Source organism: Tissierella sp. P1 (assembly GCF_002266425.1).
GTDB lineage: Bacteria > Bacillota > Clostridia > Tissierellales > Tissierellaceae > Tissierella > Tissierella carlieri.
Genome location: NZ_NPMN01000008.1, coordinates 139,160 through 156,760 on the forward strand (window position 1 = coordinate 139,160; position 17,601 = coordinate 156,760).

Here is a 17,601-nt window from a genome sequence, read left to right on the forward strand (position 1 = left end):
TAGAAAGAAGGTTATAAAGATGGATATTATTTATAATTTACCAGGGCTTTTTACGGCTATTATATTTCATGAGTTAGCTCATGGTTTCACAGCATACTTGCTAGGTGATAATACAGCAAAAGATTCAGGAAGGTTGACCTTAAATCCTTTTAAACATATGGATTTGACAGGATTTCTTTTCTTACTTATATTTAAATTTGGTTGGGCCAAGCCTGTTCCAATAAATCCATTTAATTTTAAAAATAGAAAAAGAGATACTATTTTAGTATCTTTAGCTGGACCATTATCAAATTTTATAATTGCTATTATTATCGGATTCCTTTTATCTTTGAATATAATAACTAATTCTATACTTTTTAAAATTTTATTTATAACTTTATGGTATAATATCATGCTAGGAGTATTTAATTTACTTCCTTTTCCACCCTTAGACGGCTCTAAGATTATTGCATCTTTACTTCCCAAGAAGTTAGAATACTATTTCTATAAATATGAGAAGTATCTGTATGTAATTCTTATTATTCTTATAGCTACTAATACTGTAGACCGAATAATGGGACCTATCATAGATGCTGCACTGAATATTTTAATTTTAATAATAGGATAGGAGTATTATAAATGGACTATAAGATAACAATAGATGCATTTGAAGGACCTATGGATTTGTTGCTGCATCTCATTGATAAGGCAGAAATAGACATATATGATATACCAATTAATCTCATAGCTGAACAATTTATTGAATATATTGCGCAAATGGAAGAATTAAATTTAGATGTAGCTAGTGATTTTTTAGTGATGGCTGCTACATTATTAGAGATTAAATCTAAATTACTTCTTCCAAGTAGAAACAACTCTATGGATACTCAGCTAGAAATGGAAGAAGTAGACCCTAGAGCAGAGCTTGTTAGAAGATTAGTTGAGTATAAGAAGTATAAAAATGTAGTGGAAGATTTACGATCATTAGAGATTATTCAGTCCCAAGTTTATTATAAACCTAAAGAGGATTTATCAGATTTTGAAGATGAAAAATTTGAACTGGAAGGATTAAATATAGATTTATTACTAAAATCTCTTAATAATATTATAAAGAAAAGAAATAAAGAAAATTTAAGTTTGGATATTAATGAAATACAAAGAGACGAATACACATTAGAAGAATGTATAAAGGATATAAAACAAAAGCTTGATGCAGCTAATATTTTAAGATTTAGCTCTTTAATTCAGAAAGACAGCACTAAAAAAGAAATTATAACATATTTTTTGTCAATTTTAGAATTGATTAGAATGAAATATATATACGCAAATCAAGGAGAAGATTTTTCTGATTTAATTATTAGTAGAAGATTAGAAGAGGAGCAGTAATTTATGGATATTAGAGAACTTAAATCTATAATTGAGTCATTATTATTTACTTGGGGAGATCCTCTAGAGATTAAGGATATAGCATCTATTGTGGAGGTAGATGAGGAAGAATTATCTAAGATTATACAGGAAATGATAGATGAATTTGATTATAATATGCGTGGAATTAGAATAATAAAAGTAAATGATACCTATCAGTTTGGAACAAGACCGGAAAATTTTGAATGGATTAAGAAATTATCAAGTCCTAAAATAGCAAAGAATTTATCAAATGCTGCGTTAGAAACGCTATCCATTATTGCCTATAGACAGCCTATTATTAAATCAGATATAGAGGCAATAAGAGGTGTAAAATGTGATAAGGCAATAGAAACATTAGTTGAAAGAGGATTAATCACAGAACTCGGACGTTTGGATAAGGTAGGTAGGCCGATACTATATGGAACTACTGATGTTTTTTTAAGATGCTTTGGATTAGAAAATTTGGAAAGCCTGCCACCTTTAAAAGATATTATTGATGATATAGATAACATAGATAACATGAAGATAGATGAATAATACTAAATTTAGTATTATTTTTCTTTTTTTTGGAAATATATAGATAATGATTCCAAAAGGAAGTGATGTCATGTTTTATTTTTTTATTTTTTTGTTGTTTATATTTTCAATCTTATTTTTAATACCATTTAAATTTATGATTTATTATGAATTCACTAATCAGTCTAAATATAGAATAATCATTACATATTTATTTGGTCTTATAAAAAAAGAAGTAGATTCTACAAGTAAGGATATTGAGCAAAATAAAAATGGTGAAGATAATAGCTCAAAAGTAAATTCCATTGATTTTATTCGGTATATTATTGATAAAGGAGATATTAGAAAACTATATTTTAGAATTAATATTGGATTCAAAGATCCTAGTTTATTGGGTATAGCAGTAGGTATTATTTGGGCTATAGTCAATGGTATATTTGCATATTTTATTAATTCCTATGATATAGATGATATTGGTGATAGGGATATACAAGTAATTCCAATATTTGATGATGATATCTTTCAATTATTTTTTTTATGTATAATTAAAGTAAATTTGGTTTATATTATTACTGCGTACATTAGGAGTTTAAAGATTAAAAAAGGTGGTGATAGTATTGCCGGAACATCCAATAGAAGGATTAATGAAAACTACAATGAATAGCTTAAAAGAGATGGTAGATGTAAATACTATTGTAGGTGATGCTGTACATGCGGCAGATGGATCTGTAATAATACCAGTGTCTAAGATATCTTTTGGATTTGCATCAGGAGGTAGTGAATTTAATAGAGATAAAGATAGAAGAGACACTTTAACAGAAGAAAAATTTCCATTTGGTGGAGGAAGTGGAGCAGGTGTATCTGTTTCACCAGTAGGTTTTATTGTAGTAGGTAATGAACAAATAAAATTATTGACGGTAGATGAAGGTAACAGTGCCTTAACAAATTTATTTGGATTTGTTGAAAAAATGGCGGATAATCTACAGCAATCCTTTGCTAGCAAAAACAATAATACTCAAGCAAATACGAATTATAATGAGATGCAGTAGAATTTTATAAATTGTTTGTGTACTAGGAGCAGGATAGATATCTTGCTTCTTTTAAATTACACTATTACAGGGGAGGTTTGCTTAATGAAAATATATAGATATATAAGTTTAATACTGATAATTATTTTAAGCTCTAGTATTATTGCTCATGGTGAAAATTTAGGCTTAAGTGCAGAATCTTATATTTTAATAGATGGCAATACAGGGAGAGTACTTTATGAAAGAGATGCTCATAGAAAAATGCCAATGGCAAGTACCACAAAAATAATGACAGCACTAGTTGCATTGGAAGAAGGTAGTATTGAGGATAAAGTAACTATTAAAAAGGAATGTGTAGGTGTTGAGGGTTCTAGTATATATTTAAGAGATGAAGAAATTATTACTTTAAAGGATATGCTTTATGGCCTAATGTTAAGATCAGGCAATGATGCTGCAGAAGCTATTGCCTTGCACATTGGAGGAAGCATAGAGAACTTCGTCTCTTTAATGAATAAGAAAGCTCAATCAATAGGTGCATTAAATACAAATTTTGCTAATCCACACGGCTTACATGATGATCTACATTATTCCACTGCTTATGATCTAGCTTTAATAACAAAGGCAGCATTTTCTTATGATGAATTTGCAAATATTGTAAAATCTAAATCTTATATTGCCGATAGAGAGGAAAATAATTATTTTTATAATAAGAATAAAACTCTATGGCAATATGAAGGTGGAGATGGGGTAAAGACAGGATATACAACTAGATCTGGTAGATGCTTAGTCTCATCAGCAAGTAAAAATGGGATGCGTCTCATAGCAGTATCTCTTAGAGCTGGAGACTGGTTTAATGATAATTATAAGTTGCTAGATTATGGATTTAATAACTATAAACAATCTTTTATATATGACAAGGGTCAGTTTGTGAAAAAAATAAACGTAACTAAAGGGAACAAAGAACATGTTAATTTAGTTGCTGAAGAAAGCTTTTTTTATCCATTAAAAGAAGGGGAAAGGGAAAAAATAAAAATTAGTATAGATGTACCTAGTGATATTGAAGCGCCTATAGAAAAAGGAGATAAAATAGGATATATTAATACATATCTTGACGGTCAGTTAATAAATAAAGGTAACTTATTAGCTAAAGCTTCAATAAAAAAGACTAATGCTTTTGAGAGATTTTTTAGCAAGATTAGGTTTAAATAGAATATATATACAATATGAATTTACTTTCTAATAAAAAAAAGGTAATATAGTAATACAAGATGGTGAAAGGGGCTTTAAAATGAGACTACAAAAATATATTGCATTATGTGGTGTAACTTCAAGAAGAAAAGCAGAAGAGCTAATATTAGAAGGTAAAGTAAAAGTAAATAATAAAATAATAGAAGAATTAGGCACTACTATAGATCCAAATAAAGATATAGTCAAAGTTAATGACAAGCGTATCCAAATGGAAGGAAGAAAGGTTTATATCATGTTAAATAAGCCTATAGGATTCGTAACAACTTTGAAAGATGAGAAGGATAGAAAAATAGTAACAGATTTAATTGAGGGAGTAAAAGAAAGAATTTATCCTGTAGGAAGATTGGATGCTGATACTACTGGTCTATTAATTTTAACTAACGATGGAGATTTAGCATATAAGCTACTCATCCAAGTAAAGAAATATTAAAAAGATATATTGCCATTGTAGAGGGTGTACCAAATAAATGGGAATTAGAGAAGTTTAGGCGTGGACTTATAATAGATGGACGCCCTACGGCTGAAGCTTATATTAAGATAGCTAAGAGATATGAAGATGAGTCTATTCTAGATATCTCTATACATGAGGGAAGGAATAGACAAGTAAAAAAAATGTGTGAGGCAATAAATCATCCTGTTAAAAAATTGAAGAGGATTTCCATAGGTGAATTAGAAATTGGAGGTTTAGATATAGGCAATTGGAGATATTTAGAGAGTGATGAAATAGAATATTTGAAAAAACTGTAATAGTAATGGAGGAAAATATGTTATTGTTACGAGAATATACCATAGATGAAATTGATAAAATTATAAGCATTTTAAAAAAAGAAGGTGTTGAGAATTTAGATTTAGATGGGATTGTATATGTAGTCTTAGATGATAATGATCTAGTTGGTGTAGGAAAGGTGAAGCCAAGAGGTGAAACGTGGACATTAGAATATTTGATAATTAGAGAGGATAAAAGAAACCAAAACTTAGGTGATGCTCTCCTCAGGGCAATACTTAACAAGCTTTTCAATCAAGGTGTTAAAAATGTCTACTATAGAACAAACAATACTTATTTAATCAAAAAAGGATTTATTTTAGTTGATAATAGTCAGTTAGAATTAAATATACCTGAATTTTTCAAAAAAGGTTGCGATGGTTGTGGAGGACATAATGAATTACAATGAAATAGTAAATACTCTTAAGATATCTAGGGATATAATTTATGAATATGTAAAAGAGGGACAAACTGTAGTTGATTGCACTGTAGGAAATGGAAACGATACAGTATTATTAGCAAGACAAGTGGGTTCAACAGGAAAAGTTTATGGATTCGATATACAAAAAGAAGCTTTGGAAGCAACACTTAAAAATTTGACTTGTGAAGATCTAGACAATAGGGTAAGATTAATAAAGGATGGTCATGAGAATATTGATTTATATATTGAGGAAAAAATAGATTTTATTATTTATAATTTAGGGTATTTACCTAAGGGGAATAAGAATATTAAAACTAATAAAAACACAACTTCAGTATCTTTAAAAAAATCACTTGATTTATTAAATGATAATGGTATAATCCTTATCACTTGTTACATAGGCCATGAGGGTGGAATTGAAGAAAAAGATGCAGTAGAAGAGCTTTTAAAGGGATTGGATCAAAAAAAATATAATGTAATAAAATATGATTTTATAAATCAAAAAAATTTCCCACCTATTTTATATGGGGTGGAGAAATCTAAAACTAGGAGGGAGTAAAATGGCAGGTGTAAAAATTACTGACACAATTTTAAGGGATGCTCATCAGTCTTTGATAGCAACAAGGATGAGATTAGAGGAAATGCTACCCATAGCAGAAAAGCTAGATAATGTTGGATTTTATGCATTGGAAGTATGGGGAGGGGCTACATTTGATTCTTGTCTAAGATTCTTAAATGAAGATCCATGGGAAAGACTTAGAGCACTTAGAAAAGTTTTTAAAAAGACAAAGTTACAAATGCTATTAAGAGGACAAAACCTTTTAGGTTATAGACATTATCCAGATGATGTAGTAGAAGAATTTGTAAAAAAGTCTCTAGAAAATGGAATAGATATTATCAGAGTATTTGATGCATTAAATGATATTAGAAATATAAAGACATCTATTGAAGCTACAAAGAAATATGGCGGACATGCCCAAGCTGCTATTTCATATACTACTAGTCCTATACACAATACTAAATACTATGTAGATTTAGCTAAAGAAATGGAAAAAATGGGTGTAGATTCAATATGTATTAAAGATATGTCAGGAATTCTTTTGCCATATCCCGCAGAAGAACTAGTTAAAGAGATGAAAAAGGTAGTAAAGGTACCAATAGAAATACATTCACATTTTACTAGCGGAATTGCAAATCAAACTTATATGAAATGTATAGAAGCAGGAGCGGATATAATAGATACCGCAATATCACCTTTAGGAAATGGTACATCTCAACCTGCAACGGAGCCAATGATTGCATCCTTAGAGGGTTCACCTTATTATCCTAATGATATTAATATGGAATTACTACTAGAAGTATCAGATTACTTTAAGAAATTAAGAGATAAATATTTGGAGGAAGGGCTGTTAAATACTAAAGTATTAAATGTTGATGTAAATACATTAGTATATCAAGTTCCTGGTGGTATGCTTTCTAACCTAGTATCACAACTAAAGAGTCAAGGTAAAGAGGATGAATTTGATGAAGTTCTAAAAGAGGTTCCTAAAGTAAGAGAAGACTTTGGGTATCCGCCTTTAGTTACACCAATGAGTCAAATGGTAGGAACTCAAGCAGTATTTAATGTTATACTTGGTGAGAGATACAAAATGGTACCAACAGAAGCAAAAAATTATGTAAAAGGTCTATATGGTAAACCAACTTTACCTATATCTGAAGAAATAAAGAGGAAGATTATAGGAGATGAAGAGGTATTTACGGGAAGACCAGCTGATTTAATGGAGCCGCAGTTGCAGCAGTTTAAGGAAGAAATAAAACAGTATATCGAGCAAGATGAAGATGTTTTGACATATGCCTTATTCCCACAAATAGCATTAGAATTCTTTAAACAAAGACAAGCAGAAAAATATAAGATAGATACTGAGTTATTAAATGAAGAATTTCAAACATATCCAGTTTAAAACAAGCCTTAAAAGGCTTGTTTTTTGTTAGATGATTATATAAAAATTATCAATATGAAGTTAAACTTGCAAAATAAATATTAATTGGATAAAAAATGAAATAAATCTTGCAATAGATATTTCCTTTTGATATTATTGTATTAAGAAGAAATAATTACATAAGGGGGAAATTAAAGTGTCAACAAAGACAGAAAAGTCTCTTACGGTGGATAAGAATTGGTGTAAAGGATGCGGCATCTGCGTTGCATTTTGTCCTAAAAATGTGCTTGAGATAAAAGATGGTAAAGTTAATATTAAAGACTTAGAATCATGTATACAGTGTGGACAGTGTGAACTTAGATGTCCAGATTTTGCTATTTATTTAGGAGGTAAATAAGATGGCTGAAAAAACAATTAAATTGATGCAGGGGAATGAAGCTTGTGTAGAAGGTGCTATTGCTGCTGGTATGAAATTTTATGCGGGATATCCTATTACACCATCTACTGAAATTGCGGAGCTTTCAGCTGAAAAGCTACCAAAGATTGGTGGGAAATTTATTCAAATGGAAGACGAAATAGCAAGTATTTCTGCTACCATAGGTGCAGCTATATCTGGTGCGAAGGCGATGACGGCTACTAGTGGACCTGGATTTTCTCTTAAGCAAGAAGGAATAGGGTATGGGGTAATAACTGAAACTCCATGTGTAATTGTAAATGTTCAAAGAGGTGGTCCAAGTACAGGATTGCCAACTGCTCCAGCTCAAGGTGAAATTATGCAAGCTAGATGGGGGACTCATGGGGATCATTCTATTATAGCTTTATATCCATGGTCAGTAAAAGAAATTTATGACACAACTATTAGAGCCTTTAATCTGTCTGAAAAATATAGGACACCTGTAATTCTTCTAATGGATGAAGTAATTGGACATATGAGAGAAAAAATTGAGATATCTGATAAAAATGAAATTGAAATTTATAATAGAAAAAAACCTAATTGTCCGCCAGAAGAGTATAAGCCTTATAAAGTACAAGAGGGAGATATAGTTCCTGAAATGGCTGGCTTCGGTGAAGGATATAGATTCCATGTCACAGGACTAGTACATAGTGAATCAGGTTTTCCATCTGGAAATGAAAAAGTAGCGGAATCATTGATTAATAGATTAATAGATAAAATAGAAGATAATGTAGATGATATTGTAGATGTACAGGAATACTTATTAGATGATGCCGATGTTGCTATAGTTGCTTTTGGTTCAACAGCTCGTTCCGCTAAATCTGCTGTAGATGCTTTAAGAGAAGAAGGTATAAAGGCTGGATTATTTAGACCTATTACTATTTGGCCACTAGCAGAAAAACAATTAATTAATTTAGCAAATAAGATTAATCGTATAGTGGTAGTAGAAATGAATATGGGTCAATATTTCTTAGAAGTAGATAGGGTTGCCGGAAAACATGCTAAGGTAGAGAAATATGGTCGACTTAATGGAGAACTTATAACTCCAGAAGAAATTATTTCTTTTATTAAGGAGGTTTAAAATGCCTAGTCAATTAGTTAATGAATATTTCAGAACTGAAAATTTGCCACATATTTGGTGTCCTGGATGTGGTAATGGTATAGTTACAAGATCTATAGTTAAGGCTATTGATAATTTAGGACTAAATAAAGATAATATTTGTATAGTATCTGGTATTGGATGTTCTTCTAGAGCATCTGGGTACTTAGACTTCAACACAATACACACTACTCACGGAAGAGCTCTTGCTTTTGCTACAGGTATTAAGTTAGCTAACCCAGAATTACATGTAATTGTTATAACTGGTGACGGTGATTGTTCTGCCATTGGTGGAAATCATTTAATTCATTCTGCTAGAAGAAATATAGATATTACTACTATTGTATTTAACAATAATACTTATGGAATGACAGGTGGACAATATTCACCTACTACTCCTACGGGTGATAAAGGTACCACCGCTCCTTATGGAAATATTGATGCTAACTTTGATTTGTGCGAACTTGCCAAGGCAGCAGGTGCAACTTATGTAAGTAGAGGTACTATATTTACTGCTAATATGTTGATTAAGCAGGTAGAGGAAGGAATAAAAAACAAGGGATTTTCTTTTATTGAGGCTGTAACAACTTGTCCGACTTATTACGGAAGGAAAAATAAAAAAGGCGAAGCAATAGATATGATGAAATATCTAAAAGAAAATGCTATAAATATTGCAGCTTATGATAAGTTAACCGATGAGCAGAAAATAGGTAAATTTGTTATTGGAGAATTGTATAAGAATACTAGACCAGAATATGTAGAAGAATACCAAAAAATAATTGAATCTTTTTCAAAGGAGAGATAAGTATGCTACGTCAAGAATTAAGATTAACGGGTTCTGGAGGTCAAGGGCTTATATTAGCTGGAATTATATTAGCCGAAGCTGCTTTATATGATGGTATGAATGTAGTTCAATCTCAGTCCTATGGACCAGAAGCTAGAGGTGGTGCTAGTAAGGCTGAAGTAATAATTAGTAAAGATGAAATTAATTATCCTAAGGTGAATGAATGTGATATAATGCTTACACTTACACAAGCTGCGTGTGATAAGTACATAAAATCATTGAAACCAGGGGGAACATTAATAATTGACAAATCTTTGGATAATAAACCTGAAAGAGATGATATAACCATATATACAGTTCCTATATTAGAGACTGCAACTGATAAACTAGGTAAACCCATGGTAGCTAATATTATAGCTTTAGGTAGTATATATGAATTAACAAAGATAGTGAGTAAAGATTCTCTTGAGAGAGCAGTATGTGATAGAGTGCCAAGGGGAACAGAGGAGTTGAATAAAAAGGCTCTAGAGGAAGGCTTTAATCTAATAAAAGAACATAAGGAAGAGTGCTATGGAGACGTATGTTGATCTTATTAAAAATATCCAAAATAATTTTAACAACCTAAGTAAAGGGCAAAAACTCATAGCAGAGTTCATTATAAACAATTATGATAAAGCAGCTTTTATGACTGCAGCTGCTCTTGGTGATACTGTTAATGTGAGTGAATCTACTGTTGTAAGATTTGCTAACACCTTAGGTTATGCTGGATATAGGGAACTTCAAAAAGAATTGCATGAGCTAATAAAAAATAAACTTACTACTGTTCAAAGACTTACAATGACAGATGAATATTCCAATAAGGAAAATGCCTTAAAAAAGGCCATGGAAAAAGATAAGGAAAATATTGATAAAACAATAAATGAAACGGGTTATAAAGCTTTTCAAGATGCCATAGATTTAATACTTAATGCTGAAAATGTATATATTCTCGGACTAAGATCATCTTCCTTTTTAGCAGGTTATTTAGGATTTTATCTTAACTTCTTGATAAAAGATGTAAAAGTTATTACTTCAGGTCCTAATGATGTATTTGAGCAATTATTAAAGGCAGATTCTAAGGATCTAATCATTGGAATTAGTTATCCTAGATATTCTAAAAGAACTCTTGAAGCATTAGATTTTTGTAAGGAAAAGAGATGTAAAATTATTAGTATAACTGATAGTTTAATTTCACCAGCAGCTAAATATTCCGATATATCTCTTATTGCGAGTTCTGACATGCTTTCCTTCGTAGACTCATTAGTTGCTCCAATGAGTTTAATAAATGCTTTAATAGTATCTATAGGTATGGAGAAAAAGAATGATATTAGGTCTTCATTTGAAGATTTGGAAAATATCTGGAAAAGATATAATGTTTATGATGTAAATAATAAGGATAAATAAAAACTATATTAGTAATACCATTTTAAAGCCATAGGGAAAGGAATAAGAACTTACCTACGGGCTTTAAAAATGGTTTCTTTAATCTATCTATTTTATAGAGAAGCTTTTTTATTTATGACAATGTATCAAAACAAATGTTATCATAAATGATACATTTTATTATCTAATATATTTGTTATAATATATAAATAAGTATAAATTTAATTACTATTATTGAGGGGTGTTATTGTTGGTAAAATTATTTTTGATAAGACATGGGCAATCCGAATGGAATAAGCTTAATATGATTCAAGGACAAAAGAATACTATATTAACTGACCTGGGTAAAGAACAAGCTCTTAGCTTAGGAAATAGGTTAATAAATGAAGATATAGATATAATATATACTAGTGATTTGTCGAGAGCATATACTACGGCTAAAATCATATCTGATATAATCCATAAGCCTTTGGTAGCTAGCGAATTACTTAGAGAAATAAATTTTGGCCCATGGGAAGGTTTGAGTATAGGGGAAATACAGAAAAAATATTATTTTGAGTATTCAATCTGGCTTAAAGAACCTCAAAGCTTAAATATGAAAGGTGCCGAAACTCTTCAAATATTGCAAAAGAGGGTTATGAAATATATAAATTATATTATTGATGAAAATAAAGGTAAAAATATTGCTGTGGTGTCACATGGTGCAACATTGAAGGCGCTTATTTTAGGGCTATTAGATATTGATATTTCCCACTATAAGAACATTTCATTAAAAAATGTTTCATTGAGTATAATTGAATTTAGAGATTACAATAGGGTGCTAACATCCTTAAATGATATATCCCATTTGAAGGAGTTGTCTAGATGAAAGAAAAAATTTGTATAGTAGGGGCTGGACCAGCTGGTATTATTGCTGCTGGCATCGCAGGTTCTAGAGGTAAAGACGTGACTTTAATTGAGAAAAATGAAAGGATAGGTAAGAAACTTTTCATTACTGGAAAGGGAAGATGTAATATAACTAATAATGCTCCTATTGAAGATTTTTTCGATAATGTAATGAAAAATAGAAACTTTCTTTATAGTAGCTTTTATAGTTTTACAAATAGAGATATAGTAAATTTACTTGAATCGTATGGATTAAAAACAAAAATTGAGAGAGGGAATAGAGTATTTCCATTAAGTGATAAATCCTCAGATGTTATTAAAGCTTTTCAAAAATTTTTAGCAGCTAATAATGTCAAATTATTGCTAGATACTAAAGTGAATTCTATTGATATAAAAAATCAAAAGTTTATTGTAAGAACTAATAAAGATGAAACAATTTTTGATAAACTAGTTATTGCTACAGGAGGTAAATCATATCCTGCTACTGGATCTACAGGCGATGGATATATTTTTGCTGAAGGGCTAGGTCATAGTATTACTAAAATAAGACCATCTTTAGTTCCTGTGGAAGTTAGGGAAAATTGGATTAAAGATTTACAGGGATTATCTCTTAAAAACATAACACTATCAGCCTATGCTAAGAAAAAAAACATATATGAAGAATTTGGAGAAATGATTTTTACTCATTATGGAATCTCAGGACCTATAGTTCTTTCTATGAGCAATCATTTGTATAGATATATTAATGATGGAATTCGTCTATCAATCGATTTAAAGCCTGCTTTAGATAATAAAAAATTAGATGATAGAATTCTAAGGGATTTTGAATTAAATAATAATAAAAAAATGAAAAATGCTTTAGATGATCTATTACCTCAAAAATTGATACCAATTATATTATTTTTATCAGACTTGGACCCTGAAAAAATAATAAACCAAATTACAAAAGAGGAAAGACTAAAATTATTAAACTCTATTAAAGAATTTCCTCTTACTTTTAAATCCTTTAGACCAATAGAGGAAGCTATAGTTACATCAGGAGGGGTATCTACTAAGGAAATAAATCCATCCACAATGGAATCAAAGCAAGTCTCTGGGTTATATTTTGCGGGAGAAGTTATTGATGTAGATGCCTTAACTGGAGGATATAATTTGCAAATTGCTTATTCTACTGGATATTTAGCAGGAAGTAATGTATAGCTTGACTTATCTTTCTCTTTTAATTAAGCTAATAAGTCATTAAAATATTGTTCCTAATTAAACCAAAATAGCTTGTTTACCACAAGAATTTAATATATAATTATTAAGGGAGTGATGCTATGAATATTGTAACTATTAGAGGAGCTATCACTGTTCCTGAAAATTCAGTTTCTAGTATATTAGAGGGTACTAGAGAGTTATTAATTGAAATTGAAAAAGAGAATAATATAGATCGGGATAAGGTTATTAGCATAATATTTTCTTGTACTAATGATTTAGATAAAGTCTATCCTGCTAAGGCAGCTAGAGGGCTGGGTTACATAAATGCTGGGTTGATGTGTTTTAATGAGATGTATGTTAAAGGAAGTCTTGATAAATGCATTAGGCTAATGGTGCTTTATAACTCGATAATAAATCAAAAAGAAGTTAAACATATTTATTTGAGAGATGCGAAAATTTTAAGGCCTGATTTGTCAAATAATGCCTAAGCCACCCAGAGGTGGTTATTATTTTGTAATTGGAAACGAGGGATACTATGTTAGGTAAAAATATCACTATTGCCATAGATGGACCAGCAGGTGCTGGTAAGAGTACTATTGCAAAAAAGGTAGCAGAGGATTTATTTATTGAATATATAGATACAGGTGCGATGTATAGAGCCTTAACTCTAAAGGTATTAAAGCTGGGGTTAAATCCAGAATCAATAGATGATGTTATTGATACTATGAAAAATACTTCTATTGATTTTAGAAACAATCATATTTATCTTGATGATATTCAAGTGGATAAAGAGATAAGAGAAAATATAATTAATAAGAATGTTTCTTTTATTGCACAGATCAAAGAGGTAAGAGAAGGTATGGTTAAAATCCAACAGGAATTAGCTAGAACAAAGTCAATCATTATGGACGGTAGGGATATAGGTACTGTAGTTTTGCCAGATGCAGATTTTAAGTTTTTTCTTACAGCAAGTGTTGAAGAGAGAGCATGTAGAAGGTATAAAGAATTACTAGAAAAAGGAGAAGGTGGAATATCCTATGAACAGATAAAGAAAGAAATAGAAAATAGAGATAGGATAGATAGTACTAGAGAAATTGCTCCTTTAACGGAAACTAAAGATGCTTATAGACTTGATACCACCAACAAAACTATAGATGAGTGTGTAGAGGAAATTATATCTATAGTTAAAAGGGGGTAGTAATATGTATCTTTATAATGTAGTAAAATTAATAGCAAGTGTAGTTTTTAGATTAGTATATAGAATAGAGGTGCATGGGAAAGAGAATATAACTAAAGAAGGAAGACTAGTATTGTGTTCTAATCATATAAATAATTTAGATCCCATTCTTATATCTATTGTATTTCCAAGACAAGTCTGCTGGATGGCAAAAAAGCAAATTTTCAAGAGTAAGATACTATCTTATATATTAAATAAAATTGGAACATTTCCTGTAGATCGTGAAGAATCAGATTTATCTGCAATAAAAAACTCATTAAAGGTTCTTAAAAAAGAGGGAGTATTAGGAATTTTTCCAGAAGGAACTAGGGTTAAAGAAGCTAATATAGAAAATGCAAAACCCGGAATTGCATTGATAAGCATAAAAGCTCGGTCACCAGTTTTACCTGTCTACATTGAGGGGAGTTTTAAGCTTTTTAGTAAGATAAAAATTAGCTTTGGTAAACCTATTGACTTCTCCCATAGCTATGATAAAAAATTAACCACTGAAGATTATCGTTTACTTAGTAAAGACATTCTGCAATCAATATATTCAATTAAGAATAAAGAGGAGGGAATATAGTGGAAATAATTATAGCTGATAATGCTGGATTTTGTTTTGGTGTGAAGAGAGCAGTGGATATCACAACTGATGAACTTTCAAGTTCTAATAAGGACATTTATTCACTTGGACCCTTAATTCATAATTCTCAGGCGGTAAAAAAACTTGAAGAAAAGGGCTTAAAAACAATTGATAATATAGAGGGAATTGGAGATAGTAGGATTATTATTAGATCTCATGGTGTAAGTAAATCCGTTATTGATAAGATCAATGAGATGAATTTAGATATTATTGATAGTACCTGTCCCTATGTAAAATCTGTGCATAAGAGGGTTGAAGAATATCAAAATCAAGGATATAATATAGTAATAATTGGAGATCCAGACCATCCAGAGGTAATAGGGATAAATGGATGGTGCAATGATAAGGCATTTATTGTAAATTCTTTAGAAGAGGCAACAAATTTGCCTAAGATGGATAAAATATGTATAGTTTCTCAAACTACAAATACACAGGAAAAATTTGAAACTATATCAAAGCTAATCAATGAAAAAGGTAATGAAGTAAAAATATTTAATACAATTTGCAATGCTACTAATCTTCGGCAGGAATCTTGTAAAGAAGTAGCAAGCAAGGTAGATGCTATGATTGTAATAGGTGGATATCATAGTTCAAATACAAATAAGCTGGTAGAAATTAGTAAAAAGTATTGCAATAATGTATATCATATTGAAACTTCAAAAGAATTACCTTTACAAATGCTATCAAAATTTAATAAAATAGGAATAACAGCAGGTGCTTCTACACCTGATTGGATAATTAAGGAGGTAGTTGAAATAATGGACAATATTAACAACAATGAAATGATGGAGGCAATTGAAAATTCTTTTACTAGGATTCATAGGGGAGATGTGCTGAAGGGTGAAGTAATTTATGTTACCAATAATGAGGTTATGGTCAATATAAATTATAAGTCTGACGGTATTGTTAATAGAGAAGAGTTGTCTAATGATCCAGATGTAAAACCAAAGGACTTATATAAAGTTGGAGATGAAATAGATGTTTATGTGGTAAAGCTGGATGATGGTGAAGGAAATGTCGTACTTTCTGCAAAGAGAGTAAATGATTTTAAAAATTGGGATATTATTGAAAAACTATTTAATGATAAAGAAAGAGTTGAATGTAAGGTTTTAAATAGCATTAAAGGTGGACTTTCTGTACTAGTACATGGAGTTAGTGGATTTATGCCTGCTTCTCAAGTTTCTACTAATTTTGTATCTGATTTAGGTGTATATAAAGGCAAGACTTTAGTGGCTAAGATTATTGATTTTGATAAAGAGAAGAAGAGAGTTATATTATCTAGAAAAGAGGTAGAAAGAGAAGAATTAAATAATAGAAGAAAAGAATTATGGGCAAACCTTGAAGTGGATCAAATAGTAGAAGGTGTTGTGCAAAGATTAACTGATTTTGGAGCATTCGTAGATCTAGGGGGAGTTGATGGGTTAATTCATATATCAGACTTATCTTGGAATAGAGTAAAACATCCATCAAATGTTGTTAAAGAATGAAGAAGATAGGAAAATTAGCCTAAGTTTAAAAGATGCTATAGAAACAAATGATGTTGTTGAAGAAAATATTATCTTAAATGAAGAACCAGAAGTAACTATTGGAGATATTGTAGATAAAAATTAATAAATTGAAAAATATTAAGGGTTTTGATGTAATATAATTACATTGAGGCCCTATATTGCATTTTTGCTTAAACAATTTTGGGAGGTAAAAATGGACAAGTATGAAATATTCAAGAAAAATGTGAATGAACTAATAAATATAGACTTGAACTATTATAAAGAAAAACAAATGAAGAGAAGAATATCATCTCTTCTAACTAGAAATAGTTTTAAAGATTTTGATGATTATTTTATTGGATTAAAAAATAATAGGGATCTTCTAGAACAGTTTATTAACTATTTAACAATAAATGTTTCTGAATTTTATCGCAATCCATCTCAATGGGATGTGCTAGAAAAAGATATCATTCATTCTTTAATGGCAAAGAATAAAAGAGGATTAAAAATTTGGAGTGCAGCTTGCTCAACTGGAGAAGAGCCTTATTCTTTAGTTATGATGTTATCTAATTTTTTTCCTTTAAAGGATATAAAGGTATTAGCAACAGATATTGATGAAGAAGCCATGAGTAAAGCAAAGTTGGGACTTTATAGTGAAAAGTCACTAGCAAATTTACCACGAGGTTTTAAAGAAAAATATTTTAGTAAAATTGAAGGTTCATATAGAATATCAGAAGATATTAAAAAATGTGTTGAATATAAGAAAATGGATTTATTAAAAGATAGATTTCCTTCAAATATAGATTTAATAACTTGTCGTAATGTAATGATTTATTTTACTGAGGACGCAAAAGAACTTCTATATTCTAAATTTTATAATTCTTTGAATGATAATGGAATATTGTTCGTGGGAAGTACAGAACAAATAATTATGCCTGAAAAACATAAGTTAAAGGCAGCAAGAACTTTTTTCTATGAAAAAATAATTTAATTATTAAATAAAATTATCAAATAAAGGAGGGCATAAATTTGGATAACAAAATATTTTTAGAACTGTTGTGTAATAATAAAGGTGTTTCAGGATATGAGCATACTTTAAAAGATACAAT

At 30.1% G+C, this 17,601-nt stretch carries 22 protein-coding genes and 1 pseudogene; all 23 read left to right on the plus strand.

Translation table 11 applies throughout. The annotated features are described in order from the left end of the window. The first annotated feature begins 19 nt into the window (after positions 1-19). The 23 genes and pseudogenes from CIW83_RS07860 (at position 20) to CIW83_RS07965 (ending at position 17,483) form a co-directional block, all read left to right on the plus strand. The gene (locus CIW83_RS07860; RefSeq protein ID WP_094900293.1) at positions 20-607 is read left to right on the plus strand and encodes a site-2 protease family protein; all 588 of its coding nucleotides are present in this window, start codon (positions 20-22) and stop codon (positions 605-607) included. An 11-nt stretch (positions 608-618) separates the two neighbouring features. Further along, on the plus strand, positions 619-1,365 hold the full coding sequence (locus CIW83_RS07865; RefSeq protein ID WP_094900294.1) for a ScpA family protein: 747 nt from the start codon (positions 619-621) through the stop codon (positions 1,363-1,365). A gap of 3 nt (positions 1,366-1,368) precedes the next feature. Then, entirely contained in the window at positions 1,369-1,923 is a 555-nt protein-coding gene (gene scpB, locus CIW83_RS07870) for an SMC-Scp complex subunit ScpB (protein ID WP_094900295.1), read from the plus strand. Positions 1,924-1,993: 70 nt separating this feature from the next. Next, positions 1,994-2,566 carry a DUF2953 domain-containing protein gene (locus CIW83_RS07875; protein WP_158220051.1) on the plus strand — a complete coding sequence of 191 codons (573 nt, stop codon included), beginning with the start codon at positions 1,994-1,996 and terminating at the stop codon, positions 2,564-2,566. Further along, the gene (ytfJ, locus tag CIW83_RS07880) at positions 2,520-2,951 is read left to right on the plus strand and encodes a GerW family sporulation protein (protein WP_094900297.1); all 432 of its coding nucleotides are present in this window, start codon (positions 2,520-2,522) and stop codon (positions 2,949-2,951) included. Before CIW83_RS07875 ends, ytfJ begins: the two co-directional genes overlap by 47 nt. An 84-nt stretch (positions 2,952-3,035) precedes the next feature. Then, positions 3,036-4,139 carry a D-alanyl-D-alanine carboxypeptidase family protein gene (locus tag CIW83_RS07885; RefSeq protein ID WP_235601258.1) on the plus strand — a complete coding sequence of 368 codons (1,104 nt, stop codon included), beginning with the start codon at positions 3,036-3,038 and terminating at the stop codon, positions 4,137-4,139. A gap of 79 nt (positions 4,140-4,218) precedes the next feature. Next, positions 4,219-4,925 (plus strand): annotated as a pseudogene (locus tag CIW83_RS07890) (pseudouridine synthase). Between the two features lie 17 nt (positions 4,926-4,942). Next, positions 4,943-5,350 (plus strand): GNAT family N-acetyltransferase, encoded by a 408-nt coding sequence (locus CIW83_RS07895; protein WP_158220052.1) that lies wholly within the window; start codon positions 4,943-4,945, stop codon positions 5,348-5,350. Continuing rightward, positions 5,337-5,921: a class I SAM-dependent methyltransferase gene (locus tag CIW83_RS07900; protein ID WP_094900299.1), complete on the plus strand. Its 585-nt coding sequence runs from the start codon at positions 5,337-5,339 to the stop codon at positions 5,919-5,921. Before CIW83_RS07895 ends, CIW83_RS07900 begins: the two co-directional genes overlap by 14 nt. 1 nt (position 5,922) lies before the next feature. Continuing rightward, positions 5,923-7,323: an oxaloacetate decarboxylase subunit alpha gene (locus CIW83_RS07905; RefSeq protein ID WP_094900300.1), complete on the plus strand. Its 1,401-nt coding sequence runs from the start codon at positions 5,923-5,925 to the stop codon at positions 7,321-7,323. Positions 7,324-7,498: 175 nt separating this feature from the next. Next, positions 7,499-7,699 carry a 4Fe-4S binding protein gene (locus tag CIW83_RS07910; protein ID WP_094900301.1) on the plus strand — a complete coding sequence of 67 codons (201 nt, stop codon included), beginning with the start codon at positions 7,499-7,501 and terminating at the stop codon, positions 7,697-7,699. Between the two features lies 1 nt (position 7,700). After that, positions 7,701-8,837, plus strand: coding sequence for a 2-oxoacid:acceptor oxidoreductase subunit alpha (locus CIW83_RS07915; RefSeq protein ID WP_094900302.1), 1,137 nt, complete (start codon positions 7,701-7,703; stop codon positions 8,835-8,837). A gap of 1 nt (position 8,838) precedes the next feature. Beyond that, the gene (locus tag CIW83_RS07920; protein WP_094900303.1) at positions 8,839-9,660 is read left to right on the plus strand and encodes a 2-oxoacid:ferredoxin oxidoreductase subunit beta; all 822 of its coding nucleotides are present in this window, start codon (positions 8,839-8,841) and stop codon (positions 9,658-9,660) included. Between the two features lie 2 nt (positions 9,661-9,662). After that, the gene (locus CIW83_RS07925) at positions 9,663-10,226 is read left to right on the plus strand and encodes a 2-oxoacid:acceptor oxidoreductase family protein (RefSeq protein ID WP_094900304.1); all 564 of its coding nucleotides are present in this window, start codon (positions 9,663-9,665) and stop codon (positions 10,224-10,226) included. Then, positions 10,210-11,082, plus strand: a complete 873-nt coding sequence (locus CIW83_RS07930; protein WP_094900305.1) for a MurR/RpiR family transcriptional regulator — start codon at positions 10,210-10,212, stop codon at positions 11,080-11,082. The genes CIW83_RS07925 and CIW83_RS07930 overlap by 17 nt, the downstream gene beginning before the upstream one ends. A gap of 229 nt (positions 11,083-11,311) precedes the next feature. Continuing rightward, positions 11,312-11,929, plus strand: a complete 618-nt coding sequence (locus tag CIW83_RS07935) for a histidine phosphatase family protein (protein WP_094900306.1) — start codon at positions 11,312-11,314, stop codon at positions 11,927-11,929. After that, positions 11,926-13,146 carry an NAD(P)/FAD-dependent oxidoreductase gene (locus CIW83_RS07940; RefSeq protein ID WP_094900307.1) on the plus strand — a complete coding sequence of 407 codons (1,221 nt, stop codon included), beginning with the start codon at positions 11,926-11,928 and terminating at the stop codon, positions 13,144-13,146. Before CIW83_RS07935 ends, CIW83_RS07940 begins: the two co-directional genes overlap by 4 nt. A gap of 119 nt (positions 13,147-13,265) precedes the next feature. Next, on the plus strand, positions 13,266-13,634 hold the full coding sequence (gene aroH, locus CIW83_RS07945; protein ID WP_094900308.1) for a chorismate mutase: 369 nt from the start codon (positions 13,266-13,268) through the stop codon (positions 13,632-13,634). Positions 13,635-13,681: 47 nt separating this feature from the next. Further along, positions 13,682-14,344: a (d)CMP kinase gene (gene cmk, locus CIW83_RS07950; protein WP_094900309.1), complete on the plus strand. Its 663-nt coding sequence runs from the start codon at positions 13,682-13,684 to the stop codon at positions 14,342-14,344. Positions 14,345-14,348: 4 nt separating this feature from the next. Then, complete coding sequence (locus CIW83_RS07955; RefSeq protein WP_094900310.1) at positions 14,349-14,945, plus strand: 1-acyl-sn-glycerol-3-phosphate acyltransferase; 597 nt, start codon at positions 14,349-14,351, stop codon at positions 14,943-14,945. Next, on the plus strand, positions 14,945-16,492 hold the full coding sequence (locus CIW83_RS07960; RefSeq protein WP_094900311.1) for a bifunctional 4-hydroxy-3-methylbut-2-enyl diphosphate reductase/30S ribosomal protein S1: 1,548 nt from the start codon (positions 14,945-14,947) through the stop codon (positions 16,490-16,492). The genes CIW83_RS07955 and CIW83_RS07960 overlap by 1 nt, the downstream gene beginning before the upstream one ends. Further along, entirely contained in the window at positions 16,476-16,616 is a 141-nt protein-coding gene (locus CIW83_RS22170) for a hypothetical protein (RefSeq protein WP_158220053.1), read from the plus strand. The genes CIW83_RS07960 and CIW83_RS22170 overlap by 17 nt, the downstream gene beginning before the upstream one ends. A gap of 90 nt (positions 16,617-16,706) precedes the next feature. Continuing rightward, positions 16,707-17,483 carry a protein-glutamate O-methyltransferase CheR gene (locus tag CIW83_RS07965; protein ID WP_094900312.1) on the plus strand — a complete coding sequence of 259 codons (777 nt, stop codon included), beginning with the start codon at positions 16,707-16,709 and terminating at the stop codon, positions 17,481-17,483. The last annotated feature ends 118 nt before the right edge of the window (positions 17,484-17,601 follow it).